24 protein-coding genes are annotated in these 23,783 nt (G+C 41.7%); 13 read left to right on the top strand and 11 right to left on the bottom strand.

Going from position 1 to position 23,783, the window contains the following annotated elements:
• Window positions 1-106: 106 nt before the first annotated feature.
• The gene (locus tag J8Z24_RS04625) at window positions 107-1,414 is read right to left on the bottom strand and encodes an ABC1 kinase family protein (RefSeq protein ID WP_252095357.1); all 1,308 of its coding nucleotides are present in this window, start codon (window positions 1,412-1,414) and stop codon (window positions 107-109) included.
• A 130-nt stretch (window positions 1,415-1,544) separates the two neighbouring features.
• Between J8Z24_RS04625 and J8Z24_RS04630 the strand changes: the two genes are divergently transcribed.
• From J8Z24_RS04630 to J8Z24_RS04640, 3 genes are all read left to right on the top strand, one after another.
• Complete coding sequence (locus J8Z24_RS04630) at window positions 1,545-2,684, top strand: EAL domain-containing protein (protein ID WP_176032983.1); 1,140 nt, start codon at window positions 1,545-1,547, stop codon at window positions 2,682-2,684.
• A gap of 244 nt (window positions 2,685-2,928) precedes the next feature.
• Window positions 2,929-3,411 (top strand): YbaK/EbsC family protein, encoded by a 483-nt coding sequence (locus tag J8Z24_RS04635; protein ID WP_128732284.1) that lies wholly within the window; start codon window positions 2,929-2,931, stop codon window positions 3,409-3,411.
• 413 nt (window positions 3,412-3,824) lie between these two features.
• Window positions 3,825-4,673, top strand: coding sequence for a DUF3859 domain-containing protein (locus J8Z24_RS04640; RefSeq protein WP_176032981.1), 849 nt, complete (start codon window positions 3,825-3,827; stop codon window positions 4,671-4,673).
• Between the two features lie 63 nt (window positions 4,674-4,736).
• Here the strand turns inward: J8Z24_RS04640 and blaDIM are convergent, their stop codons facing one another.
• Window positions 4,737-5,462 carry a DIM/SIM/IMP family subclass B1 metallo-beta-lactamase gene (blaDIM, locus tag J8Z24_RS04645; RefSeq protein WP_176032980.1) on the bottom strand — a complete coding sequence of 242 codons (726 nt, stop codon included), beginning with the start codon at window positions 5,460-5,462 and terminating at the stop codon, window positions 4,737-4,739.
• A gap of 185 nt (window positions 5,463-5,647) precedes the next feature.
• On the opposite strand from blaDIM, the gene J8Z24_RS04650 reads away from it, so the two are divergent.
• The 5 genes from J8Z24_RS04650 (at window position 5,648) to J8Z24_RS04670 (ending at window position 9,101) form a co-directional block, all read left to right on the top strand.
• Window positions 5,648-6,016, top strand: coding sequence for a hypothetical protein (locus J8Z24_RS04650; protein ID WP_176032979.1), 369 nt, complete (start codon window positions 5,648-5,650; stop codon window positions 6,014-6,016).
• 437 nt (window positions 6,017-6,453) lie between these two features.
• On the top strand, window positions 6,454-6,975 hold the full coding sequence (locus J8Z24_RS04655; RefSeq protein ID WP_147391313.1) for a P-loop nucleotide/nucleoside kinase family protein: 522 nt from the start codon (window positions 6,454-6,456) through the stop codon (window positions 6,973-6,975).
• 160 nt (window positions 6,976-7,135) lie between these two features.
• Window positions 7,136-7,519, top strand: a complete 384-nt coding sequence (locus tag J8Z24_RS04660; protein ID WP_252095358.1) for a MerC domain-containing protein — start codon at window positions 7,136-7,138, stop codon at window positions 7,517-7,519.
• Window positions 7,520-7,544: 25 nt separating this feature from the next.
• On the top strand, window positions 7,545-8,177 hold the full coding sequence (locus tag J8Z24_RS04665; protein ID WP_252095359.1) for a DUF1826 domain-containing protein: 633 nt from the start codon (window positions 7,545-7,547) through the stop codon (window positions 8,175-8,177).
• 12 nt (window positions 8,178-8,189) lie between these two features.
• The gene (locus J8Z24_RS04670; RefSeq protein WP_252095360.1) at window positions 8,190-9,101 is read left to right on the top strand and encodes an endonuclease/exonuclease/phosphatase family protein; all 912 of its coding nucleotides are present in this window, start codon (window positions 8,190-8,192) and stop codon (window positions 9,099-9,101) included.
• Between the two features lie 264 nt (window positions 9,102-9,365).
• On the opposite strand, the gene J8Z24_RS04675 is transcribed toward J8Z24_RS04670, so the two are convergent.
• Entirely contained in the window at window positions 9,366-9,605 is a 240-nt protein-coding gene (locus J8Z24_RS04675) for a hypothetical protein (protein ID WP_252095361.1), read from the bottom strand.
• Between the two features lie 286 nt (window positions 9,606-9,891).
• Between J8Z24_RS04675 and J8Z24_RS04680 the strand changes: the two genes are divergently transcribed.
• Window positions 9,892-10,758, top strand: coding sequence for an alpha/beta hydrolase (locus J8Z24_RS04680; RefSeq protein WP_128732596.1), 867 nt, complete (start codon window positions 9,892-9,894; stop codon window positions 10,756-10,758).
• On the opposite strand, the gene J8Z24_RS04685 is transcribed toward J8Z24_RS04680, so the two are convergent.
• From J8Z24_RS04685 to J8Z24_RS04695, 3 genes are all read right to left on the bottom strand, one after another.
• On the bottom strand, window positions 10,750-11,925 hold the full coding sequence (locus J8Z24_RS04685; RefSeq protein ID WP_252095362.1) for an alpha/beta hydrolase-fold protein: 1,176 nt from the start codon (window positions 11,923-11,925) through the stop codon (window positions 10,750-10,752). The genes J8Z24_RS04680 and J8Z24_RS04685 overlap by 9 nt on opposite strands.
• A 121-nt stretch (window positions 11,926-12,046) precedes the next feature.
• Window positions 12,047-12,616 (bottom strand): hypothetical protein, encoded by a 570-nt coding sequence (locus J8Z24_RS04690; RefSeq protein ID WP_252095363.1) that lies wholly within the window; start codon window positions 12,614-12,616, stop codon window positions 12,047-12,049.
• A 30-nt stretch (window positions 12,617-12,646) separates the two neighbouring features.
• Window positions 12,647-13,480: a DUF2306 domain-containing protein gene (locus J8Z24_RS04695; RefSeq protein WP_252095364.1), complete on the bottom strand. Its 834-nt coding sequence runs from the start codon at window positions 13,478-13,480 to the stop codon at window positions 12,647-12,649.
• A 176-nt stretch (window positions 13,481-13,656) separates the two neighbouring features.
• On the opposite strand from J8Z24_RS04695, the gene J8Z24_RS04700 reads away from it, so the two are divergent.
• Complete coding sequence (locus tag J8Z24_RS04700) at window positions 13,657-14,763, top strand: helix-turn-helix domain-containing protein (RefSeq protein ID WP_252095365.1); 1,107 nt, start codon at window positions 13,657-13,659, stop codon at window positions 14,761-14,763.
• 7 nt (window positions 14,764-14,770) lie between these two features.
• Here the strand turns inward: J8Z24_RS04700 and J8Z24_RS04705 are convergent, their stop codons facing one another.
• Together J8Z24_RS04705 and J8Z24_RS04710 are read right to left on the bottom strand one after the other, a co-directional pair.
• Complete coding sequence (locus J8Z24_RS04705; RefSeq protein ID WP_252095367.1) at window positions 14,771-15,709, bottom strand: hypothetical protein; 939 nt, start codon at window positions 15,707-15,709, stop codon at window positions 14,771-14,773.
• 58 nt (window positions 15,710-15,767) lie between these two features.
• Window positions 15,768-16,538 carry an NAD(P)H-dependent oxidoreductase gene (locus J8Z24_RS04710; RefSeq protein WP_128732602.1) on the bottom strand — a complete coding sequence of 257 codons (771 nt, stop codon included), beginning with the start codon at window positions 16,536-16,538 and terminating at the stop codon, window positions 15,768-15,770.
• A gap of 91 nt (window positions 16,539-16,629) precedes the next feature.
• Here J8Z24_RS04710 and J8Z24_RS04715 point away from each other — a divergent pair, with 91 nt between their 5' ends.
• Complete coding sequence (locus tag J8Z24_RS04715) at window positions 16,630-17,535, top strand: LysR family transcriptional regulator (RefSeq protein WP_128732603.1); 906 nt, start codon at window positions 16,630-16,632, stop codon at window positions 17,533-17,535.
• Window positions 17,536-17,871: 336 nt separating this feature from the next.
• Here the strand turns inward: J8Z24_RS04715 and J8Z24_RS04720 are convergent, their stop codons facing one another.
• A complete protein-coding gene (locus J8Z24_RS04720) occupies window positions 17,872-20,421 on the bottom strand; it encodes an Ig-like domain-containing protein (protein ID WP_252095368.1) in 2,550 nt (849 codons plus the stop codon).
• Between the two features lie 329 nt (window positions 20,422-20,750).
• On the opposite strand from J8Z24_RS04720, the gene J8Z24_RS04725 reads away from it, so the two are divergent.
• Both J8Z24_RS04725 and J8Z24_RS04730 read left to right on the top strand, forming a co-directional pair.
• Window positions 20,751-20,918 carry a hypothetical protein gene (locus J8Z24_RS04725; RefSeq protein WP_167508224.1) on the top strand — a complete coding sequence of 56 codons (168 nt, stop codon included), beginning with the start codon at window positions 20,751-20,753 and terminating at the stop codon, window positions 20,916-20,918.
• Window positions 20,919-21,141: 223 nt separating this feature from the next.
• Window positions 21,142-21,300, top strand: coding sequence for a hypothetical protein (locus J8Z24_RS04730; RefSeq protein ID WP_167508223.1), 159 nt, complete (start codon window positions 21,142-21,144; stop codon window positions 21,298-21,300).
• A 178-nt stretch (window positions 21,301-21,478) separates the two neighbouring features.
• Here J8Z24_RS04730 and J8Z24_RS04735 read toward each other — a convergent pair whose 3' ends face one another.
• Together J8Z24_RS04735 and J8Z24_RS04740 are read right to left on the bottom strand one after the other, a co-directional pair.
• On the bottom strand, window positions 21,479-22,495 hold the full coding sequence (locus J8Z24_RS04735) for a UDP-N-acetylglucosamine 2-epimerase (protein WP_252095369.1): 1,017 nt from the start codon (window positions 22,493-22,495) through the stop codon (window positions 21,479-21,481).
• Between the two features lie 133 nt (window positions 22,496-22,628).
• Window positions 22,629-23,681 (bottom strand): NAD(P)H-dependent flavin oxidoreductase, encoded by a 1,053-nt coding sequence (locus tag J8Z24_RS04740; RefSeq protein ID WP_176032968.1) that lies wholly within the window; start codon window positions 23,679-23,681, stop codon window positions 22,629-22,631.
• Between the last annotated feature and the right edge of the window lie 102 nt (window positions 23,682-23,783).

A 23,783-nucleotide genomic window follows, 5' to 3' on the forward strand; every position in this document is an offset into this window, starting at 1 on the left:
GGTGGGTGTCAGCGACTTTGCGTTGTAATGATTATCCGGCCGGCTCTAGTGGTATTGTGCTGTTGGATTGTGTATTTTACTCAAACAACAGCCTCCTTACTTTAGTCTAACTTAAGTAGCGTTGCAGTGGCGTTAAGTCTACTTTGGCTTGCAATTTGGCTGCGATTAAATATAACCCCGCCAGCTTTCGATGAATAAATAAAGCGTCTACAGGTGGTGTGTGCCACTCGTTGGAATAGCGATTTAAAGCCAGTCCTTTTTCACTTATCTCTTTACTTAGCTGGCTGTTAGCAAAATCAAATGGGCCGTCACACCTAAGTGGAGTTGTTGCAAGTAAAAACAGCTCAATAACCGCGTTACAGTACTCGGGTGCAATATCAGTATCAAAATATCCAATGTCACATGCAGCCTGCTTAACAGCTTCACGGTTTTGCTCTCTCGCTGCCCGTAACAGGTTTTTATACCCAACACTAATCGCATCGTTGACGATGCGCGTCGCGCCAAAATCTAATAACACGATTTGGTGGGTGTCTTTGTTATATAAATAGTTACCAAAGTTAGGATCTGTTTGTATCAATTTAAGCTCAAACATTTCGATAAAGAACAGCTCAATGAGTGCAGTCATTATGTCATTGCGAACAGATTGTGGTAAAGCAACGGTCTCTGCAAGCGGCGCGCCACAGACATATTCCATACTCAGCAGATGCTGGCTACTTAGCGCTTGATGTACAGCTGGGACTTTAAAGCGCGTGTCATCAGAAAGTCCTCTGGCAAATTGCTGTAAATAATTTGCTTCTAATTGGTAATTGGTCTCCGCGAGAAGCTGCGACTTTGCTTCCTCAATTAAAGGAGCAATACTAACCCCTTTAGGAAGTAGCCCCGTCATTTTGATTAGGCTCGCGACATTGTCTACATCGCTATGAATACTTTGAGCCACTCCTGGATATTGTATTTTGATTGCAAGAGGCTGCCCATTCTCGGTGGTTGCTTTGTGCACTTGCCCAATCGACGCTTGTGCAAAGCTTTTCAGTTCAATATGACTAAACTTATCGAGCCAGTCCTGCCCTAATTCATGCTCCAAGACACCAATGAGCTGCTTATGTGGCATTGGCATAGCGTCTGCACGTAGGTGAGTCAGCAGCATGGCAAGTTCCGGTGGTAGCAGATCTCCAGCATCCATTGAAAGTAACTGTCCTAACTTCATTGCGGCACCGCGCAAGTGACTCAGCTTCTTCGCAACTGCATCAATATTTTTGCTCTGTAGCAATAGATCGTTTCGTTTCACAGGTTGCCCTTGAAGCGCCTGCTTTGCGCCTTCAAATAACATATTTGATGCAACTTGACCTGCCAATCCACCCAAATGAGCAAGGCGACTCAGCCTTGATGATGGTACCTTTCGCGAATGATTTTTCAAACCTAACCTCTTAGCGGTACAGCGTTATGGTTACACAATACGTCATAACCTTATCTCGGGTTCACCTCTTAGTGAACGGATCAAAGCGTGACTGCGTATATAACATGAGTTTCCATTTATGGAGGATGCTATGTGGTGCGCAGATTGTGAAGCAATAGAGTCGTATTTTTTCGATAAAACATATTTTTGGTTTTTCTTACCGACTGGTAATGCAGAGCAAAACCTAAAGCAGATGTGTACCGAAATGGCCTTAACTCCAGAAGGGGTAGAAAGCAAATGTGTGAAAGTTGTAGTAGAAAAACGCGGCCTTAGTACATTTTTAAACAATATAGGCGGTTGCTTAGCTGGCCCCGAATTTGGCCAATCTAAAGTGACGACTATGGCACATGATGGTCATCCGGATATTAGTGCGATTAGTCGAGTGGCAAGTGTCGAAACATTCGTGCGCCGTTATCAAGCGCGTTGGATAAAAACGGCAGTTGACAACGAGACCTACCAAAGTTGGTTCCAGCCTATTGTGAGAGCATATTCAGAACCGGGAAACCTAGATGTGTTTGCCAATGAAGCGTTATTTAGGCTATTCGATAATGAAAATAATATGGTGCCGCCAAACTTCGTTTTTAACTTAGCTGAGCAAAGCGGATTACTCTTTTCTCTTGATTTAATCGCGCGAAAGTCTGCTGTAGAGCATGCCGCAAAGGCGGGTTTACACTCAAAAATATTTATAAATTTCAACCCTTCCAGTATTTACGATCCGTCATATTGCTTACGTTCAACAGCCTCTGCTATCAGCGAACTTGGGTTTCAGCCACACGACATTGTATTTGAGGTCACCGAGACACATCAAGCCCGTGATATGAATCACTTAAGAGGTATTTTGGCATTCTACCGAAGTTGCGGTTTTGGCGTTGCACTAGATGATATTGGTTCTGGGTGGTCCAGTTTAAATATGTTGGCGCAACTAAGACCGGACTATATAAAGATAGATATGGAATTAGTAAGACACATAGACTCCAATCAACACAAAAGAAACATTGTCTCTCATCTTATTCAGCTTGCTCATGAAAACGGCATCGCCGTGATAGCTGAGGGTGTAGAGAGTCAACATGAAGCGCAAGTGCTACGAGAAATTGGAGCTGACTTTTTACAAGGCTATTACTTTGCAAAACCAGCGGCATTGAGTTCTCGGTTCTCCAACAATCTTGAAGACGAAATTACGCAAGGAGTGAAGCCTCTATCGAACGCAGCTCACAAGTTTGATACGTTGTGATGGACAAGTAAGGGTGGGGAGCTTATGAAGTTAGCGCTAGTAGTATTTAGCCTATCAAGGTAGCCGATGTCTAAATAAAATAATTAAGATGAAAATTTCTCTTGCTTCTATTTATCAGTTTACTTTGTAACAATGTCGTGTAATTGTTAGTCAGTATTATACCAGAGCATAGCGGTTTATTTAGGTATTTTGATAGTTAATAAGGCGTTATATTTATAGTTTAATTAATGAGGTTACAGAATATATGTCAAAGGAATTGAAACCTTCATCAATGAAAGTGCAAGAGTTTTTATCCAAAAATGGTCAAGACTTTGTAGTTCAGGAAATGCCTAGCTCAACTCGTACAGCTTCAGATGCCGCAGCATCTATTGGGTGTACAGTTGCTCAAATCGCAAAGTCACTAATATTCAAACATGGAGAAACCGGTGAAGCGGTACTCGTTGTTGCTTCTGGTTCTAACATGGTATGCGCTGACAAAGTTAGAAAAGCAACAGGTATTACGCTTACCAAAGCTGATGCTAATTTTGTACGTGAAAAAGTTGGTTATGCAATAGGTGGCGTGCCACCAGTCGCTCATAATTCATCAGTTCATACAATATTAGACGAAGATTTGAATCAGTACTCTGAGATTTGGGCTGCGGCGGGAACTCCTAACTCAGTGTTTAAACTAAATCCACAGAAGTTAAGTGAGCTTACTCAGGGTCAATGGATAGATTTAGCAAAATAAATATTACAAGTCGCTAAAAGATTATATATTGTTCATTAATGCAATTGCCTTTTATAGGTATTTGTGTGTGCTGACCCAATAATGGTATGGCTTGTTGATGACCGTTTGCTTTCAATTGCTTGCATTCGGTCTATTACAGTGACAAAACGTTGGGAAAGCTGCTTTCTATGGTTAGTCGAAAATATTTAAAACTATGGCTGCTAAGCACTTTTAAAATGATGAAGTATCACTTGTCACTTGAAGTAATTAAAAAATTCGAGGCTTAAGAATTATGGTTATTAAAAATAATACCAATAGAAGCATAGTTGGATTAACAAGTGGTATTAATTTAAAACAGTCTGTATATATTATGGTAACTTGACAATGTCTTTTTAATTCTTTTAAAATGCGCCACTTTTTTTAAGGATTAAATTATGAAAAAGACCATCATTTCCCTCCTTTTAGCGACATTACCGATTTTTATTTCTGGTTGTAAAACTGCTTCTAACACTGAAAGCACAGAAGTAGTTAAAAATACGATAGAGCTTGGCAGTGCTGAGATTAAAAAATCAGGTCATGCACAGCCTCTTTTTCAAAACAACCAACTTGTGGGGTATGAGTTCAAAAAAGGCTTTGCCGTACCTGCTGAGCTAGGAAACTTTTTTGGCTTTAGCTATCAGGTAAATCAACTAATCAATAGCACGACTGAAAATCCAAACAGTACGAGCTATGTTGCGACTAAAGTACCAGTTACTGTAACGGTTGTGCATCCAGAGATCATGATCAATGGAAAACCAGAAACAACCTCCTCTTGGGAAGATACATTATATTTTGGCCGTGATAATTTTGCGATGTGGAAGTTTGAAAACGCGAATGAGCTTGTTAACGGTAAGTGGACTATATCTGTTGCTTATCAACAGAAAGAAATCGCGACCAAGAACTTTTTTGTGCGTGTACCACCAAAGATGCCAAAAAAAGTGACTCAAGTTTGCCAAGTCGAAATTGATAAGTTTCCACGTGCTTTGCAGCAAGCAAATACAGCATGTTGTACGAACAATGATGCACAAGCATGTTATAACTTTGCATGGCGCGGTCTAGAGCGTATACGAGATAAAAAAGGCGCGGCATTATATTATGCAAAAAGCTGTGAACTTGGTGATATTTCAGGTTGCCGTCAAGCAGCAAAAATGGCAACGACCCCTGAAAAGCGCGATGCGTTTTATCATAAAGGTTGTGATTTAAAAGATATGGATAGCTGTATTGAAGTAAATCGGTTGAATTAACCTCGACTTGATTCATACGCTATCAGTTTGTATGAGGCAGGAACACCTGCCTCGTCATGCAAGCTAACCCCCACTTTTTGTGGCTTTATTTGCCAATTTTTTTGTGTGCTTGAGCAATTCAATATTACCAATCGCACCGTGACCAGGAACGACGATCTCTACATTAGGGTATCTTGATAGTACAGCAGCAACAGAATGCGGCCATTGCTCAATTTGAGCTTCTCCAGTATAGCCTAAGCTCTGCGATTGAAGGCTACGCACAAAGCATCCTCCAAATAGCAATTTGGATTTTGGTAGCCAAACCACGATGTTATCAATTGTATGCCCGCCACCAGGATAAAAAACTTCTAATAAGCCGTCAGCTAACACAAATTTATTCTTCTTGATAGAGTGCGTAGCTTGGGTCTTGCCTGCTTTTTCTAGCAAGTTATTGGTAAGGTCTGTTGCATAGGTTGAGACTCCATGTTCATTGAGCCATTTAATACCAGCGGCTCTGTCATCATGAGAATGGGTAGATATACTCCCTAATAAAGTAAACTTCTGCGAGTGTATCCAATCAACTAACTTTTCCGTATCTCGAGAAGACCATGGGGTATCGATAATAAATACCTTCTTATCTTCAACAACAATTAAGCCGTTTGCGCTTACCAAACCCCAGCCGGCAATCTGACTATATGATTTATGAATAAATACTCCCGGAGTCACCGGTTCAATTTCTAGCTCAGGTATTATTTCGTTGGCAGCAGTGTAACTGCTATATAAAATTGTTATAATTATTAAGTAATACATAGTCATGACCTATTTTTATGTGAAAAACATTATCCTCATTACAAATTGAACCAAAGCTTAACCTGAGTGGTATTAAACTTAATACAATCAGGTATTACAAGCTAATGTGGTGTAGACGTGTTACAAAGATATTTCGTTAAAAAATCGCTTTAAATTTTATTTTAAAAAATAGGAGCTGTAAAAGCATGGTGCTGGATAAAAAAGAGATTAAGTCACGTTATGAAATATCAAAGCCAGTATACGGTGATGGATATAATATATCGTTGAAATTGGGCCAGGATGAATTGCTGACTAGCTTTGTTTCTAAAAAAGAAGATTTGGCAGCAAGAGTTGATAACATTAGAGAGTTTGCTGGTGATGAAATAAACTTTCATGTGATTAAAATGGACGAGGAGGAAGGCTTCTTTTTTAAATTAAGTAAGAGTGACAAACTTTACCGAGGCGATATATTGGCTTCAAGTGATATATTTGACTTTAGAAGTGAAGTAGAGTCGTTAATTAAGAGGGTGATGCGAGAGTCACAAACAGTTGAAGTAGTTGATAATCCTGAGTAAGCACAGCAAACAATTTAATAAACCCACGACTTAGTTGTTGTGCTTAGCTCATTGGCAGTGTTAAGTAATGTTTAATTTATGCTTGTCATGTAACCGAAAAAACCAAACTCCATGATAAAAACGAAAACGATCTTCAAGCACGCTCAGTCCAGTATTTTGGTGCTCCCTAAGCGCTTTTTGCTATGAAATATGGCTATCCAAGGAGTCCCATCAAGCATATCTTAGTTTCATTGAAAATAACGGAGTGTTAGACAAGCTAAGTGCATTTCTTTTTGCACCACCAAGCATTAAATGCTTCAATATAACCGAGATCTAAAGGCTTAAGTGTTGAGTATTTGATGCACTAATTATTAATTGATTTCGGGCAAGAAATAATACCTGTGTAATCTTAATTAAGGTTTCTCTTTTATTTTTTAATTTAGGCTAAATAAAACATTATGTTGTATATTTTTGGAGGTCTCCCTGCGACTGGTAAAACTGAACTTGCTAGATTTCTTTCATCAATGTTCGGTGCAGTCCACATACGAGTTGATACAATAGAGCAAACATTAAAAAATAGTGGTGTTAGTGATCTTTACGATGAAGGTTATAAAGTTGCTTATGCCCTTGCACTTGAAAATCTGAAAAATGGTATTCCAGTAATTGCTGATTCAACCAATCCGGTAGCCGCATCTCGGGAAGCATGGTTGAATGTTGCGCGCACAGCAGAGTCATCGTATATCGAAATCGAAGTGATTTGCTCTGACCAAAAAATACATCGTGAGCGTGTAGAGAAAAGGCTGTCAGATATTCCTAATCTTATATTGCCGTCATGGGAAAGCGTAACGTCAAGAAAATACCAGCAATGGCAATCAGCTTGTATCGTGCTAGATACCTCAGGTAAAACACCAGAGCAAAGTAAGCAAGAACTGAATCGATTAATTGTGGCTCACAATGAAAAAAAGGATGGCTCTTTATAGACTCAACACCGAATAGCTGTGTATTCCCAAATTACTTTCGCTCGTACTATCAACAAGATCCCGATAGCTCAAGATAAACCAATAGCTGAATAAAGTGGTACTACTCCCAATTTTATTTTGGTATGTTATATTGTATCAAAGAAGCAATGGGAGTAAGCGAATGAAACGACAAATTCTGGGAGATAAAATTGCAATTGGGTTATCAATACTGTGTATTTTTCATTGCTTAATTTTCCCATTAATGTTCATCGCCCTACCTGTTATGGCAAGTGCCGCGGTACTGTTTGATGAGTCGTTTCATCAATGGTTATTACTGGCAATTGTACCTATCAGTCTACCTATTCTTACACTTGGCTGCATGCGCCATAAATCTACAAAAGTATTTTTGGTCGGTGTCTTAGGTATAGCCTTGTTGCTCACACCTTGGCTAATCGGGGAGGATAGAGTCAATGAAGCACTTGAAGTATTTTTGACCTTAATAGGCTCCTTAGCCTTAGTTTATAGCCATTTCAAAAATTATTCGCTGCGCCAGTTTATTGACTAAAAATACATTATATCGGGAAACAAATATGAGCAATTGTGTAGCACAAGATAGATCTACCCAACTAAGCCATTACCAAAGTGCTGAGCAAGCCAACGTGCTAACCAAAATTTATCAGCCAGAGTGTAATCTTGCGGTGTGGCAGCAGTCGCTATCAAGCCAATTACAAAAACAGATAAATGACTTTTTAGAAACGGCGCCTGACATAGACATAGTAGCGCAAATTGCCGCTAACAATATTGCTGTTGAGATGAAAGATGCGCTCAGTCGATTACATATAGATGATGAGATTCTAGTTTATATTACCGGCATAGTTGACATGTTTAGTTGTCTATTTGACTTAACCGTGGTTGGGTTACGACTTAAAACTTTACATTCTGCGATGTGCCCTAAATTCCATGTCGATAAAGTACCAGTAAGATTGGTCACGACTTTGGCTGGACTTGGCAGCGAATGGCTTGATAATAACCTAGTTAAAAGAGAAAATAACAGGCTGATCATTGACTCTAATGTAACAGTCAGGTCTTTAGAATGTGGTGATGTGGCGCTTTTAAAGGGGGAACGGTGGGCTGGAAATGAAGGCAAGGGTCTAGTACACCGCTCTCCTAAAACGGCAAATCATCAGAAAAGACTACTGCTAACGTTAGATTTTATTGCATAAACTAGGTTAATTATGACAACAACACTAAAAGCATTACTGCTCGCGTTTAGCGCTTCGATAACGATTGCTGGGTGCAGCTCAACAGAAGAGGGGTCAACTTCAGTTGCACCGCTCAAAATAGCGTCGTGGAATATTGAACATTTAGCTTACCCTGCAAGTTCAGGGTGTAGACCAAGAAGTCAGGACGAAATATTGGCGCTACGCCAATATGCTGATGGTTTAGATGCTGACGTTATTGCGCTCCAAGAAGTAGATTCGGTAGCTGCTTTGGAGCAAATTTTTCCTGCACAAAAGTGGCAGCTGGTATTATCGGCGAGAGAAAATAGCCGTACGTATGACTGTAGAGGAAGTAGTTACACATCGACGCAACAAAAAACCGCTTTTGCAATAAAAAAAGAAATAGCACTTAGCAATGTAGAGAGCTTTGGGCCGTTAGCGATGGGAGTTGAAGGTTTAAGGCATGGACTAGAAGTCACTTTACAGACTCAAACTGGTGAAGTATCAGTACTCAATGTCCATCTCAAAAGCGGCTGTTTTGTCTCCGATTATCAAGACTCTGATAGGCCAGCGTGTCAGTTATTGGCTCAGCAACTACCAGTGCTGAAATCATGGATCCAAGCGCATGCTGACGAGCAGTATGTAGTGCTGGGGGATTTTAACCACCGCTTGAGTCAGGACGGTAACGTCTTTTGGCGAAAACTGATTGATAACCAAACTCTAGAACAAGCTCCGCTGGTCAATGTGACAAAACCTCTACAGGGCTGTCATCCGCGTTACCCTGTGCCTATTGACCATATTCTAGTGAGCAAGGCGCTGGCAAGCTCAGTTGCTATTGAACCGAACGTGCATTTTTTTGCTGATATGCAAGAGGACAAAATGCTAAGTGATCACTGTGCTATTTCAGTGTCGATGCGTGTGCAATAAAACATAATACCAATTTGACTTAATACTTGCTCAATTTGAAGGAGTAAACCTGACGCTAACAGCGTTAAAAATTTCTTATTTAGAACAACTAAATAGCAAAATTTTTGCCTAGTCATCGACAAGATTTTCTCGCCTCAAAATAGACCACTTAATTAAGCAAATTGGTATAAAAAGGCGAGCACAGTATTATCTGTGCGCGCCAATTTACTGTAGATAGCGTACTTTGCACAAGCTATGCTAGTGCATTAGAACGTCCAGTTTAGGTTAGCAAAATAGGTTCGACCTATCGTATCGAACAAGCCACCGTCGGTTCCCAAGTAGTTTCTTATCAAGAACGTTATTCGCACCAAGGTTAAAACGCAGAGTGTCACTGTAGAAATAAGACGCCGTTAAGTCGGTATAAATCATAGTCGGCGTCTTAAATGGTATAGCGAAAGATGCGTCATAATTTTCTTTACGTTTTTGCATGCCAACATAGCTGGTAGAAGCGCCAAATCTGAACATATCATTCTCATAGCTAGGACTTAGCGTCGCTTTCCACTCAGGGAAAGCAAATAAGCTCCAAGTCTAGTGTCACTCCTTCTGCAAAGAGCTCTTTGCGCTTCTCCATGTGAGCTGGATTTGGGTAGAACGCCTAGTTTGAATTAGCATATGGCCTATCTTTTGCGTTAACTTGGTCTTCTTCATTATCAAAACCACAGGCTATGTTGTTTCTTGACAGTATAATGTAGGATAAGTCAGGCTTTGAGTAACATTACCCATAATAATAAAAATAATGACAGGAAGTTTTATGAAACGATATCTATTTTCCCTCTTAGGTTTAATTGTCATCGCCGCCGCTGGTTGGACGTTTACCCAGTATCAGTCTTATTACACTTCAGATTATGTTGATGTAGTGTTGTCTTCAGAAGTGCTTAATGAAGATCGCAAGGTCTTTATTCGCCTCCCAAAAGGATATGACAAGGCACATAGTTATCCACTCATTATTCGCACCGACGGCAACTTTAATCTCGCCCGTTGGGATGAGGTATTAAGCAGCCTTGCCGAACAAGGTAAGGTAGAAGATGCCATTTTAGTGTCTATTCCCAATCAATTTTGGACGCAGACCCGCAACCGCGACTTAGTGCCGCCTTATGCTCGACAAGATGTTGCGATTGAGGCCCGTCCAGAGAGTGACAATGATCCTGCCATTTTTGGTCGTGCAGATAGGTTTTTGCGGTTCATTGAAACCGAACTTTTACCTTATCTGGAAAAGAACTACTCAATTAATGACAATCGTATCTTAAGCGGATTCTCTGCCGGTGGAAGTTTTGTACTTTATACCATGGTGACTAAACCTACGCTTTTTGATGGCTACTTTGCTTTTAGTCCTGCGGCGTGGTACGACGACTCCGTTGTCGTAAGAGAATTTGCAAAAAGCCTAGCCAATATTCAAAGCAAACCTAAGTATATTTACCTCTCCATTGGCGGTGCTGAGAATGACATCATTACGGGTTCATTTCACGGCTTATTAGATGCACTTGAACAGCATGCGCCTGCTAATGTGCGATGGGGGCACAGCATTAGCGAGGGCGCAGGGCACTCACAAAACCCTGTGGTTTCAGTGCCACTTGCGTTAAGTGAATATCATCACTTTAGAAAAAATCAGTTAATGTAAGTGTTGCAATGCTTTGATTTCATTAAATAAATGCTTTTGTTCGCGTTCACTTAGCCTTTCAAGCTTAAGCATGGCTTGGTAGGTCTTTAGTAGCGATGGCTTATCTCCTTTTTGCTGATAAGCCATTGCCAATTGTTGCAGTGCATTGAGGGATTCTGAGTTGTGCTGGCTCACAAAGCTAAATAGGTTGATGGCCGCTGTGAAGTTACGTTCGAATAGGGCGGTATACCCTAGCGAAGTCAGTGCGTCGTAGGGGTAAGCCTTGAGTCCATATAGTGACTTAGCGATGGCGACATGCTTTTCCAGCTGAGTGACACTGGCAGCCGCTACTTTCAAGGATGGCTGATAATGGTTAAAGAGGTGCTGCAAACCATGATAGTAGCTCGGGTAGACGACGCTCATATGGGTTTCGCCGCTAAAGTGCTGCGCTTTGAAGTCAATTCCATTTGGCTTTCGCCAAGCATCATTAAGACGTTGAAAAGGCTGCGTTATGATTGCACTTTCGTCTGCCATGCTGATGTAGATACACTTGTTGATTAACGCTTTTGCCAGTAAGTCATTTAATAATCGCTCTTTATCCCACCAGAGGCTTGGACTTGCCAACATCACACCATTAAATAAATCGGGTTTCTCAAGTAGCGCATAGGTTGCAAACAGCCCGCCAAATGAGTGTCCTGCTAACGCGCGATAGCCTGATGTTCGATAATGCTTGTCTACATAAGGGATGAGTTCTTTGTCGATAAATTGCAGTAGCATTTCTGCACCGCCCGGATTTTGCTGCCGTGTTGAACCTGCAAAATGTCCCAGTACCGCAAGGCTGCCTTTGCGATAAGATGGGGTCAGATCTCGAGTGCGGTGTTCGTTGGTTTCGACCGCAACAATGATAAGTTCCGGTATTTTATGTTGTTGTGCCAAGAAGCGAGCCGCTGAAGCGGTATGTTCAAGATTGCTCTGACCATCAGTTAGATATAACACTGGATAGCTTGTATTGCCTTGCTCATAGCTTGGTGGCAGGACGATATGAACCGTTCTTTTTTGCAAAAAATAAGCGGACGAAAGCTGCAGTGTCGAGTTCGGATCTGCTGAGTTATTAGCAACAGCGCTACCAATTGACAGCAATGTAAAAATAGCCACGATAACAATGTGAGTAACTAACTTAGTTTGCATAACCGCTCGTTCCTTTCTTAACAGTCATCGCTAATTTAACACGAGTCAAAACGACAAGGAACGAGTTATATAGCGGCGCTTAGGGGTTATTTGTTTTGTCTTGAGCTTTCCAAGGTCACTATTACTCCATTCTTATTGGTGCTTGCGTCTTCTCTAGTAGTTTAGAAAAGATAGGTTTTAAGCAAAAAAGAGAAAACACTGAAACGATTGCCATCACTAAAATGCCAATTAGTGGAATAACATAACCAAAGGTAAAACTAGCACCGACTACGTGTCCCAATATGCATTCTGCGCGGTAGATTGGATAAAATAACCCAGCTATCAATAGTCCTAAGGCTGTATACATGGTGAGGCTTTGATAACCGAACTCCCAAAGGGCTGATTGCAACAAGCTAAAGATTAACATCACAAAGAATGCGACCAAAAACTCAGTAGGAATAACTACGGGGGCTGTTTTTTTAATGCTCTCTGTGCCACTTGCTTTATGAAGCCGCAGTGCAGTAAGCCAAGCTAATGCGGGAATTATGATAATTCCCCATGCGTTAGATACTGCTGGAAGATCTGCTCTGTGAAGTAAGTAGTGACTCACTATTCCGCCATTTAAATGTTGCCACATCAGCGTTGATATCACGAGTAAGATTGCCGATGTAATTAGACCTTTGTTGGTTTTGTTCGCTTTGACTAAAAGCATGTTTCTACTCCTAACTAATTAAACTGTAATTTAACTAAAAAAGACCGCTGAAATGCGTGGCCACCACATCATGACAGCGGCCGCGCAAACGCCTATCGCGGTGATCACAAAACCTAAGCTCATCATCACCGCGATTATCCACACCGGTGCGCTAGCTGTGGTTTGGCGTTTTGCCCAAAAGTAGAGTTCTGCGAGTGTCATTGGTAGCAGATAGCAGGCAAACGAAATAAATATATCGACGGGGCCATCTAAGGTTGCGGTATTGCCATTGAAGCCTTGGTTGACCATGTACCAACCAAACAAATAAAGGCGAAACGTCCACACCCCATTAACCAAGAAAAAACTATGTACGGCATAGCGTTGATGTGTAGCGATATTTTTTTGTATGGCTGTACGCCAAGCAAAAAATATCGCAATGGGAATTAATATACCGTTGAGTGTGATACCAATGGCACCAACATCGCTTAGCCTAAGGCCGGTTACCCAAGTGAGGTATAACCCGGTGAGTGCGCCCGAAATACCGAGAATAAAAAATACTCTTCCGTTGTAGCGGTGAAAGCGTGGAAAGTGTTTTCGTACCGTAGGAATAAGTTGTAATAAGCCGCTGGTGGCCAAAATCACAGCGGGTAAAACATGGCTAAAAAATACCTTGGCATTTTTTGTGTGTCCACTCGCAGGTGAAGCAGCTGCACTTTGCTCTGTGAGCCCTGTGATGAGCGGGATGGCATATAGGCTTAAGATGTAAACAGCAAACATCCATTGCCCGAGTAATGCAACACATACCCAGCTCTTTGCAGCATCATTCAATACGCTAAAGGGGTTTAAGGAAACTCCTGTTGAATTGGTCAAGTTGAGGGAAGACAAAATACTTATCCTTATAAATCAATAAATTTGATATATAAAATGACAAGGTTTTTCGATCTCGTCGCTTTGATTTTGAAAATCAAAGCAAAGAAAGTTGGCCAAACTTTGAAAATGGTGGTGTTAAGTTTACTTACAAAGTTAATTTGAATGCTTTTGGTGTGACTGTTAGAGTTTCTGTGTCTATCAATATTCTTTCAATCACCATGACTATTGAAAATTACTATCTACTTCTGCTTAGCCTATGTTGTACTTTGGTTGTTGCTCAGCTCTTTGTAAAAGAAAAAAAAGCAGCACATTTACTCTTTGCTTTAGTGTGCGGTTCAATAGCACTGGCTACGACCAAAAAACTAACTCAAGATTCCTTAAATGGTTATCAGTATTTAATTGGCATTGGTGCTTGTGTGACCTGTAATGGGTTCTGGTTGCTTGCTCGGGCATTATTTAGAGAAAAAAATGCCATTTTACAGAGACATATTGTGTTTGCAGCTGCCATTGCTGCTTTGGTTGTGTGGCGACAAGGCTATTTGTTTATCGACAGCCAGTTACAAATAAATGCTGGCGGATTCGTGGAGTGGCTTAACAGTGCGGCGTATGAGCTTACCCTATTGTTGTCATCTAGTGTGCTCATGTTGGCATTTTGGGAAGGATGTCGAGGATTCTCCCAGTCTCAAGGGCCAGAGAAAGCACAAAGGGTGCTGTTTTTATGCGCTTATTTTATTTGTGTCGCAGGCACCAAATTGGCCGAAAATCGCTTTGCCGATAATCGTGAGGTTCAAGAATGGGCAGTGACAAGCGCAGCTATCCTCATCATATTGACAGCGCAAGTGTTACTGTATTGGCGATTTTCATCTCAACGTACAATAACATCCGTAAGGTACGCTAGATCAGGTGAGTCAACGCAAGCCGAGGGTGATAGTGAACTTCAGCAGCAGGTCGAACACTTTCTTATTACGCAAAAAGGATACCTCAAAGAAGGGTTAAAGGTTGCTGATTTAGCTCAGCAATTTAATCAACCGGAATATAAGATAAGCCGAGTGATACGACAAAACTTACAGGCGCGAAATTTCAATCAATTGGTCAATGAGTTAAGAGTTGAGCATGCTAAGGTGTTGTTACAAGACCCCACTAAACAACATTGGCCGGTACTTGTTGTTGGACTGGAAAGTGGTTTTGCGTCGGTTGGACCATTTACTAGAGCATTTAAAATCACCACGGGTACCACACCAAATCAATTTAGAAAACAAACTAACCACATGCAAGTGTTACGTGAAGCACAAGAGTAAGTGGCAATTAATCTAACTTGGTCAGTTTGTATTGTAGTTGCTGAATAGGCAATTCGATCGTCTGCGGGTCAAGATTTGGTGTAATATCACTGACCGGAAAAACGTTATCTATTTCTACCGCATTCGCAATGGCGTTAGTATCGCCATTGGTTAAAAAAGTAAGTTGGGTGTAATCACTGGGCTGTAAGCCATACCGAGCCAGTGTTGCCTTTAAATCTATACTGTACTCGTATGCGGCTAACAGGCTACCTGCGTTATCGTTGTATCTACAGATCCGCCATTGATAGCTACTTTCGATAAACTCCAGTGCCCAAATTCCACCTTTATCTTGGATCATTTGCTGTGGTTGTTTGCAGGGCTGGGGTAGGGGGAGCAAACGGCTGTGAGACCAAAACCCTTCGTGGTTTTGGCATAGTGAGTCGCTTTTACCAAGGTCAATAATATACGAGCTTAGACCATACTGGCAAAACTGGGAGGCGGGAATGAAAAAGGGCGCGCTGCGTTTGTTAAGTGTGCCAAACGCAATATAGCCCATTAATACCTCAGCCTTAGTCATCCAGCCAAGGTAAACATAGTCATCATCCTGCCAGCTTGTTGATGCGATTTTCCCCTGCTTAACGGTGTTAGTTAGTGTGAAATGGTCGCTTTTGCCATTAAATGTACACGTCAAACTATCTTGTGTAGCGTCGATGTTGCATGATTGCAGAGCTTGATTCTGTGATAGCCGATTTATTTTAACGTTTGGCGTTTGATGAGTTAGCGCAGAGGTGAACTTAGCCGCAGCAGACAACTGGCCGGTTTGATCTTGTTTAAAACGACATTTAGGCTGCACCTTTGAGGAATTGAGCACGACATTACCATCAAGTACTGCAAGCTCGCAGCTATTGACTCGGGTACAAGCTGTGAGCAGCACAACGCCAAAAAAGGCAATCCAGATGTTTTGCAAATTACAATACTCATTGATTATCAGCTACATCCTATAAACATAGCTGATAACACCTCGATTAAGCAATATGTGCAGCAATACCCGACTTTCCCATCGCGACTTCGGATTTTAGCATTTGGCCGTTGATATAATCGCCACTATTTTGTTTTCGGTAAGGGATTGGCTTTTCACGAAATACGTGTGTTAAGCGCTTTGACCAACTGGTAACTTCATCAGCTATACGTTGATTAGGCTCGCCTTTGGCGTCGAAAATAACATGGTTTTGTAGAACGTCCATACCTGGGAAAAACAAAGTCCCGTGCGTTATTGGGAATAGTAATTCGTCCATTGTGCCGTTTATCCCTAAAGGTGAGTAATCCTCATAGCCACCACCTGTAGTTACACAAATTAATGCTCGTTTTCCCTGTAAAATTCCCTCGCCGTAGCGCAATTGGTTTCCTTTGTTTTGATAGCCGTAAGCAAAGCCATAGGCATAGACTCTATCGAACCAGCCTTTGAGTATGGCGGGCACGCTGTACCACCAAAGCGGAAAGTGAAAAATAACCAAGTCGGCAGCCAACAATTTTTGCTGCTCTTGAATAACGTCTTCGGTTAGGGTGTTTGAGTAATATGCTTTGCCAGACGCTGCAATAATCGCAAGTGGTGCTTGTGAGTCATCTTGCGGGAAGTCGGTTGCATCAATTACTGCCTTCCAGTCCATTTGGTATAGATTTGAAGTTTGAACTTGCAAGCCCATACGCGTTAAGGTTTCGACGCTTGTCTTGGCGAGTGTCTGAGTTAAGGAAGTCGGCTCTGGATGTGCCGATATCACTAGTGCGGATTTAGTCATGATAAGTACTCTGTAACGAATAGGAGTTGTTACTATCTCTGTAATCTTGCTATAAATAAAATTGAATATTTTTACTCAAGGTATAAATTAAATGGATAGTAAAAAGATGGACTTAAATCTGCTTCAGACTTTGGTGGTGCTACTGGAAGAGTGCAATGTGACCAAAGCGGCAGATAGGCTGAACCTCAGCCAACCAGCAGTAAGTACTCAGTTAAGTCGGCTACGAGGATTATTTGATGATCAGTTATTAGTCCCTATTCATAAAGGCATGCTACCAACTGCCAAAGCGATTGCTTTGCTGCCGGAACTTCGCACCGCGATGAAGCTAGTGAGTAATGTGTTAGTAGAGCATCAAGATTTTACCCCTGAAACGGCCAATTTAACTTTTAAAGTGGCATGTACAGACTATATACAGCTGATGGTGATGGCAAAGGTGATACAGCGTTTAAAAGTTGCGGCACCTAATATCAAGGTCGTGCTTTGCCATTTGAAAATAGCAACGCTTGCAGTCCAGCTGCAAAACTCAGAACTTGACTTGGCATTAATGTCGCCGGAATGCGGGCCTGATTGGTTAAGATTTAAAATCTTATATCAAGAGAAGTACGTGTTGATTGGCAGGAAGCACCATCCGCAGCTAAAGCCAAAAATAACAATTGCAGATTATGTGAAGCTTGAACACATTGTGGTCTCTTTTGAAGGGAGTAGCACCTCTACATTCGTTGACTCAATCTTGCAGCAATATGGTAAATCGAGACAGGTAATGACGTCAGTCCCATCGTTTTTATTGGTTCCAGAACTGGTAAAAAATACAGACTTAGTTGCGCTCATCCCAGCTCGTCAGGCATCAAAGCTCGGAGCTGATTTTACGATCGTTGACAATCCCATACCAGACTGTACTTTTGATGTCGCAATGGTATGGCACGAAGTGCAGCACCAATATCCAGCACTTCGTTGGCTGCGAGCGTTTATAAGTCAGACTATGGCTGAGGTTTGTTAATTAGTTAGCCTTGCTTAGCGTTTTGCCCATTGTTGTGGAGCTCACCATCGTTATCGTAATATCTGTCTTCTTCAACAACAACTTGCAGTGCCAGCCAAGCTTGATGCGGAGTAAGAGACCAAAATAATTGACTGTGTTAGCAGAGTCTTTAATCGAGCGGAGGGGGTAGGAGTGAAATCCATTACAGCGTATCATTTTTACCAAACTATCCACATATAGTTTAGGCTAAATACCCAAAGCTCAGGAGAATGCATACCGAACTAAAAAAGCCTAAACAAAAAAGTGATACTCATTGCTTAGGCTCTCATAGTAGATGTTATATCGCTTTGATGTCGGTTATTGCTGCTCCATCTGCGTTAATTTATCGCCAATCGGGCGAGAAAAGTTGTAGCCATCATATTTATCCCAGTTGATTGACCAAGTCATGACACCACCGAAGTTTGGATACGCTCTGCTCGGCTGAATCGTTCCGCAGTCTACTCCTTTGGTTAAGCAATCTAGGGCATTGATTATGTTCCCGATAGGTGCTTGTCCTGAATTGGCGGATTGTGGTCCTGAAGGCAGTCCTATTGCAACTTGGTCGTCCCGTAACGGCGCAAAGCGGCTACCATCAGCAAGGTCAAAGCCCTCGATTAACATTTTGGCATGTGCCACCATCATATTGACCGAGCCTTCAGGCGCACTGCCAGGCTCGTAGGGGTTAGGTAATCCACCATTATTGTAAAGCTGGACATGAAGTAAATCTAAGGTATCTCGTAACTCATTGATAAGAGGAATATACGCTCCCCAAATACCTGAGTAGGCAATCATCCCGCCGTGAACATAAGGGTGCTCCGGAGCCATGGTTAGCACCATGTTGCCACCAATATTTTGTTCAATTTGTTTGATTGCGCGTGGTAGTCTTGCTTGGATCTGAGACCCATGCACGAGGTTAGAGCCACTTTCTAAATCAATATCCAAACCATCAAATCCCCATTCCTGAATGATGTCGGTTAAGCTACGCACAAATGCCGCCTCATCCGCGTCGGTGTTTAGTGTAATCGTTCCTTCAGCTCCACCTAGGCTTAATACAAAAATTTTGCCTTGGGCCTGTAGTGCTTGCATATCTGTCTTAAATTTAGCCGGATCGATAGGAGGGCAGTTAGAGCGAATATCCTTTTCAAATGGTTTAAAATGTACCGTACCATTTGAGCTTCTGTCATTTTCTGCAAAAGCGATATCAATGACATCCCAAGCCTGTGACATCTGATCAAGGGGAATGGGGCAGCCTGCTGGATTGACAAAGTTGTGCCAGTAACCAATGAGCTTGTGTTTTTTCTCAATCGGTTTATCAATAACCTTAAGCGTAACACCGCTGCTTGATACCTGCTCGTTGCTGTCATTAGTGGCTGTTACATGAAGGGTTTTTGCGCCTATGGACGTGGGGGAATAAGTATATTTAAAAGGCGCAGAGGTGTCAGTATTGAGCAGTACACCATCAGCATAAAATTGAACTTGTGTTACTTGTCCTACAAAAGCAGTAGCTTGAGCAATTAACTGGGTTGAGTTACCAAGCGTAAGCTGGCTACCGCTAGTGGGGGCCAATAGATCAACTGCAATAGGCTGATCAGTGACATTAATAGTAATGGTTTCTTCACTTTGGTTGTTTTCATTGTCCATCGCTTTTGCTGTTAGGAGCACAGGCGTGGCCGCTGTAGGTGTAAACTCATAGTTTAAGCTGGGTTGGCTCACACTCGAAAGCAGACTGTTGTCAGCATAAAGTGATAAATTAATGATGCTGCCATCGGGGTCTTGTGCATTGATGGATATAGTTGTCGGAGTGTTAATTAGCACCGTGCTATTATTGTCGGGAGTCGTAAATGTGACGTTCGGTGCGATAGCGCAGAGTCCTAAATCACTCCAAGCATCACGCCAATGTTGGCCTGTACCAGGTTCATAAGCCCACAGCGCATTAGAACTACACCAGCCTGAAACATCACAGCGGTATTTGTGATTATTGTGTGCGACAAGCTCACCAGCACGATAACTTTGTCCAGCACGATAGGATCTTAATCCTTGGCAACCACCTGCGGTTTTGCTTAGCACTTCAATCGCTACACTTGCTTCGCTGATAAGTCCTTGGTTATCCCTAACTTTAACATTGAGCTGAGTAATACCAAGCGGCAACGCTTGCCACTGAACTTGGAATGGGGGAGCTGTTAAGGTTGAAATCGTTTGGCTATTCGCACTGATGATAACTTCTGTAATACTGCCATCGGTGTCTTCAGCCGCAACATCAATATTTACTATGTCGTTTTGATAAAATTGTTGGCCATTAGTTGGGGTGTTTACCGATACCGCCGGAGGCAGGTTTGTACCGTTGGCCTTGACAGAAATGGTTGCTGAACGAGAAGTTGTGGAGTGCCCTTGAGCGTCTGTCGCAATCGCACTCACACTATGTTCACCCAGTGCTGCGCGCCATGTTGCTTGAAAAGGCGGGGTATTATCAACTGCAATACTCTGTCCATCGACCAAAAATTCCACATAAGATAAATCACCATCGATATCACTTGCATCTGCCGATAAAACAGCGCTGTCATTTTCACCCAGCACAGCGCCATCATTAGGGCTTGTGAGTGTAATGCTTGGTGGATGATCTTGACCTGAGCTACATATACCGAGATTTTTCCAAACATCATAGGGGCCTGAGTATGTCGTCGGGTCTTCGTTTTGACTATACCACTTGGCCTCAAATGCTTGGTTTTGAGTTTGAACAAGTGCGCCTTTTTTGTAGACCTGCTGTTGTGACCAATTAGCTAACGTACTGCAATCATATGCAGCAGCTTGGCCTGCAATGGTCAACAAACTACTCGTCCATACTAATTGAAGAATAGAAGTTGGTTTCATATTAAATCCTTACATGTTGTATGTTTTATAAGCAAAACGGTAACAGCATATAGGTAAAAAAATAGTTAATCAACATGGAAGGGTGAGAGGTGCTGAGCTAAATGTAGCGATATCACCACAATGCTTTATACCTTTTTAAAACAATGTTTTAGTTATTTTTTTGCCGTATCGTCCATTCAGGTTTAAAGCATATCTATCGGTAATTTTGTAATTTTTATGATTTTTCTCTTTGTTGTTGTTGTTTTTTTGTTGAATGTTTATCGATTGTGTGACAAGTTAGAGTTGATGACAAAATCAAAACACTAAACTCTTATTTCAAGGAAATGATTATGCAGTTAAAATTAAAAAAATCATCGCTGAAGCAGCTTAACGAGAAGCAGCAAGTATTGCCCTTGCAGCAAACCCCTAATGTAGGTGGGGGAGCTGAACCAAATACGAGGATCCCGTGCCGTTTAACAGAAACATTAACGGGTGATTTTGCCCATTGTCGTTGTTAGTGAGTAATACCAATTAGTTTTAACACGTGCTCAATCTGAGGGGAGAAACCTGACGTTAACTGCGGTAAAAACTTATGATTTAGAACAACTAAATAGAAAAGTTTTTGCCATGTTATCGACAAGATCCCCTCGCCTCAAAATAGGTCATTTAATTAAGATGATTGGTATTAGATCTTTTAATCACTAACACAATTAATTTAAATAACAAATCAAGGACAAGAAAATGAAACTTAAATTTAAAAAAACAGCGTTAAAACAATTAGACAAACAGCAGGATTTACCACAACAGCAAACCCCTAATGTTGCAGGTGGTGTGAGTGGTTTTCGTTGTCGCCCACCAATGTCTGAAACAGGCAATAGATATTGGCAATGTGAGTGCTAATAGCTCGCTTTTATAACAAAAAGCTCACTCTGTGAGCTTTTTTTGATGGTAAAAATAAAGGTTAATACCTCATTAACCTGAGTTGTAGATAACTAATATCTTTCTAGCAGCCAGTTTTAGCCGCCAAGTGGGTTGAATATCTCTCAATATCCAGCCGACTCCTTATTCAGCGCTTTGATTAACTCATTTTCATGTAATTTAAGGATTTACGTATTTTATAACGTCTAATCAAATTCAAGGGTTTGCGTTTTAAGCCGGCATCAATAACTGCTTCTGTGGCTGCGAGCACACGATTAGCACTTTGCCCGTCACGATAAGGATGAACTTGTAAGATATATTGTTCGATCCGCGCCTTTTGCGTGTCTGATAGGGTTAGTGCTTGCTTTACCGCAGCGGGTAGTTGCTGTGGATCAGTGATATTGATCAGTGCGTCTTGGGGTTGATGATTGTTAAAGGTGATCACAGGTTTGCCTATTAACAAAGATTCATCAACCGCACTTGAGGTATCTGAAATTACGACATCTGCCTGTTGGATAAGTGGGATCAAGTTATCATCACCCGCAATTTCAAAATTATCGATGGCTTCAAGTTGGGCATATAACTCTTGCCATTGCGTTTTTGTTTTTGGGTGAAACTTGAGTTGGATTTTGTAGTCACCAGATTTGGCAAGCTGCTTAACCTGTTCGTATAGTGCCTCTAACGAGCTCAAATTTGGGGAGAATGTTGGCGCGTAAAGTAATACTGGCTTTTCGTTATGACACTTGGTGTAATCAAAATACGGGTCAAGTTTTGGCCAGCCGGTTTCGATGACAGAAAAGTAGCCATGTTTTTTCGCTAATGCTTCAAACGGTTTGGTCGTTAGTGGACCATGGGTGCAATATAAATCAAAAAAGCCCCGGATCCCAAAATGCCCTTTCTTTTTGTACTCCAAACCATGGAAGACTTGTACTTTTGCCCCTGGGAAAAAGTCAGGTACAACGTTGCCTGGTACAAACACCGCCCTTGGATTAAACGCTTTTACAGCTTCTACAGTAGTGAGCTCAAGCTCATCATCACGCAGTGAACTTGATGCCACTTCTTGGCCTTTTAAAAACCACTTCACGATTGCACCATTTGCTCGGATCGCATCTTGTAGTGGTCTCAAGATAGCAAAGCTATATGGCTGTTCAACATAAAAAAGGTAGTGTTTAGGCATCGGAAGTCACTTTAAAAGATCAATTGATTAATGCAGTTTTGCCGCTGATGATACCGTTTTTATCACTTTATTACAAAGTTTTGACAGAGCCACCGTACTTGAAATCACGTTATATTCACGCTCGACTTTGGTCTTACTTTACCTCGGGTGTCCTTGTAAAACGCTGGTGTGTTTCTAACCCTACTTGAGCTGCTTCTAGCATAATTTTATCCATGAGTATCTGTACCGACTCAATCTCTCGTATTAGACCTTGAGATTGACCAATGAATTGCACACCGTGCTCTAAGTCACCATGGATTGTTGCTGCTTCAAGCTTTTCTGTGGCCGCGCCAAACAGCGAAAGCAATTTGATTTTGTCGAACTGAGACAGTAAACCTAAGAGTAGTTTCCAAAGTGGCATGTCGACCATTTTTGCCGCTTTAAATGACTTCATTACTGCGACGAGAAAGTGCATAGGGCGACGCGTTGCCTTTTCTGCCATGGGCGTTTTCATTACTCGAGCGTACAATCCATCAAAGTTTTTTGAGTAAATTGTTTGCTCTACATCTTTTTCCACAACTGTATTTTTAACATGTTGGTGTAACGGACTTTCTTTGGATGTTGCGAAGCGGGAGCCCATTGCTACACCACTTGCACCCAAAGCCAGTGCAGCGACTAAGCCTCTGCCATCAGCAAATCCACCAGCAGCGACAACAGGAATGTCAACAATATCGACGATACTTGGTACAAGACACAGAGAAGTCACAGCACCACCATGTGCTGCTGCTTCGTGTCCCGTCACAAGCAAGGCATCCACCCCAGATTTTTGCGCCGCAAGAGCATGCTTTTGGGTTACCACAGTGGCAATAACTTTCCCTCCATACTGCTTAGCAGCTTGCACTATCCAGTCTCCTTTACCGAGAGAAAAGTTAATAACAGGCACTTGTTCTTCGAGCGCGATTTTTGCGTTTTCTTTTGCTCCGGGCATCATTAAGGTAACACCAATACCAAATGGTTTATCGGTGAGTGTGCGTATTTTCTTGATAGCTTGACGCGTTTCGTCTTGACTGAGAGGGCCCGTCGCCAGAATGCCTAAGCCACCAGCATTACTTACTGCCGCAACTAATTCGGGTACTGAAATCCAGCTCATTCCTGGTAATATAATAGGTTTTTCAATGGCAAATAATTCGGTAATAGCGGTTTTCATTTTTCTTATTCTACTGGTCTGATGTGTTGGTGAGCATAGCTGGAATTTGCTGTAAAGTGAACATGCAGATACTCTCTTGTTGAAACTTTGAGGAGTAATACT

Origin of the sequence: Pseudoalteromonas sp. SCSIO 43201 (genome assembly GCF_023716725.1) — a bacterium.
Lineage (GTDB): Bacteria > Pseudomonadota > Gammaproteobacteria > Enterobacterales > Alteromonadaceae > Pseudoalteromonas > Pseudoalteromonas peptidolytica.

Excerpts from the sequence above, each read along its gene's own strand:
- J8Z24_RS04725 (WP_167508224.1), top strand. The coding sequence starts at position 20,751 with ATGCAGTTAAAATTAAAAAAATCATCGCTGAAGCAGCTTAACGAGAAG.
- J8Z24_RS04720 (WP_252095368.1), bottom strand. The coding sequence starts at position 20,421 with ATGAAACCAACTTCTATTCTTCAATTAGTATGGACGAGTAGTTTGTTG.
- J8Z24_RS04710 (WP_128732602.1), bottom strand. The coding sequence starts at position 16,538 with ATGACTAAATCCGCACTAGTGATATCGGCACATCCAGAGCCGACTTCC.
- J8Z24_RS04685 (WP_252095362.1), bottom strand. The coding sequence starts at position 11,925 with ATGCAAACTAAGTTAGTTACTCACATTGTTATCGTGGCTATTTTTACA.
- J8Z24_RS04675 (WP_252095361.1), bottom strand. The coding sequence starts at position 9,605 with ATGTTCAGATTTGGCGCTTCTACCAGCTATGTTGGCATGCAAAAACGT.
- J8Z24_RS04630 (WP_176032983.1), top strand. The coding sequence starts at position 1,545 with ATGTGGTGCGCAGATTGTGAAGCAATAGAGTCGTATTTTTTCGATAAA.
- J8Z24_RS04735 (WP_252095369.1), bottom strand. The coding sequence starts at position 22,495 with ATGCCTAAACACTACCTTTTTTATGTTGAACAGCCATATAGCTTTGCT.
- J8Z24_RS04635 (WP_128732284.1), top strand. The coding sequence starts at position 2,929 with ATGTCAAAGGAATTGAAACCTTCATCAATGAAAGTGCAAGAGTTTTTA.
- J8Z24_RS04650 (WP_176032979.1), top strand. The coding sequence starts at position 5,648 with ATGGTGCTGGATAAAAAAGAGATTAAGTCACGTTATGAAATATCAAAG.
- J8Z24_RS04680 (WP_128732596.1), top strand. The coding sequence starts at position 9,892 with ATGAAACGATATCTATTTTCCCTCTTAGGTTTAATTGTCATCGCCGCC.
- J8Z24_RS04715 (WP_128732603.1), top strand. The coding sequence starts at position 16,630 with ATGGATAGTAAAAAGATGGACTTAAATCTGCTTCAGACTTTGGTGGTG.
- J8Z24_RS04670 (WP_252095360.1), top strand. The coding sequence starts at position 8,190 with ATGACAACAACACTAAAAGCATTACTGCTCGCGTTTAGCGCTTCGATA.
- J8Z24_RS04690 (WP_252095363.1), bottom strand. The coding sequence starts at position 12,616 with ATGCTTTTAGTCAAAGCGAACAAAACCAACAAAGGTCTAATTACATCG.
- J8Z24_RS04660 (WP_252095358.1), top strand. The coding sequence starts at position 7,136 with ATGAAACGACAAATTCTGGGAGATAAAATTGCAATTGGGTTATCAATA.
- J8Z24_RS04665 (WP_252095359.1), top strand. The coding sequence starts at position 7,545 with ATGAGCAATTGTGTAGCACAAGATAGATCTACCCAACTAAGCCATTAC.
- J8Z24_RS04730 (WP_167508223.1), top strand. The coding sequence starts at position 21,142 with ATGAAACTTAAATTTAAAAAAACAGCGTTAAAACAATTAGACAAACAG.
- blaDIM (WP_176032980.1), bottom strand. The coding sequence starts at position 5,462 with ATGTATTACTTAATAATTATAACAATTTTATATAGCAGTTACACTGCT.
- J8Z24_RS04740 (WP_176032968.1), bottom strand. The coding sequence starts at position 23,681 with ATGAAAACCGCTATTACCGAATTATTTGCCATTGAAAAACCTATTATA.
- J8Z24_RS04655 (WP_147391313.1), top strand. The coding sequence starts at position 6,454 with ATGTTGTATATTTTTGGAGGTCTCCCTGCGACTGGTAAAACTGAACTT.
- J8Z24_RS04640 (WP_176032981.1), top strand. The coding sequence starts at position 3,825 with ATGAAAAAGACCATCATTTCCCTCCTTTTAGCGACATTACCGATTTTT.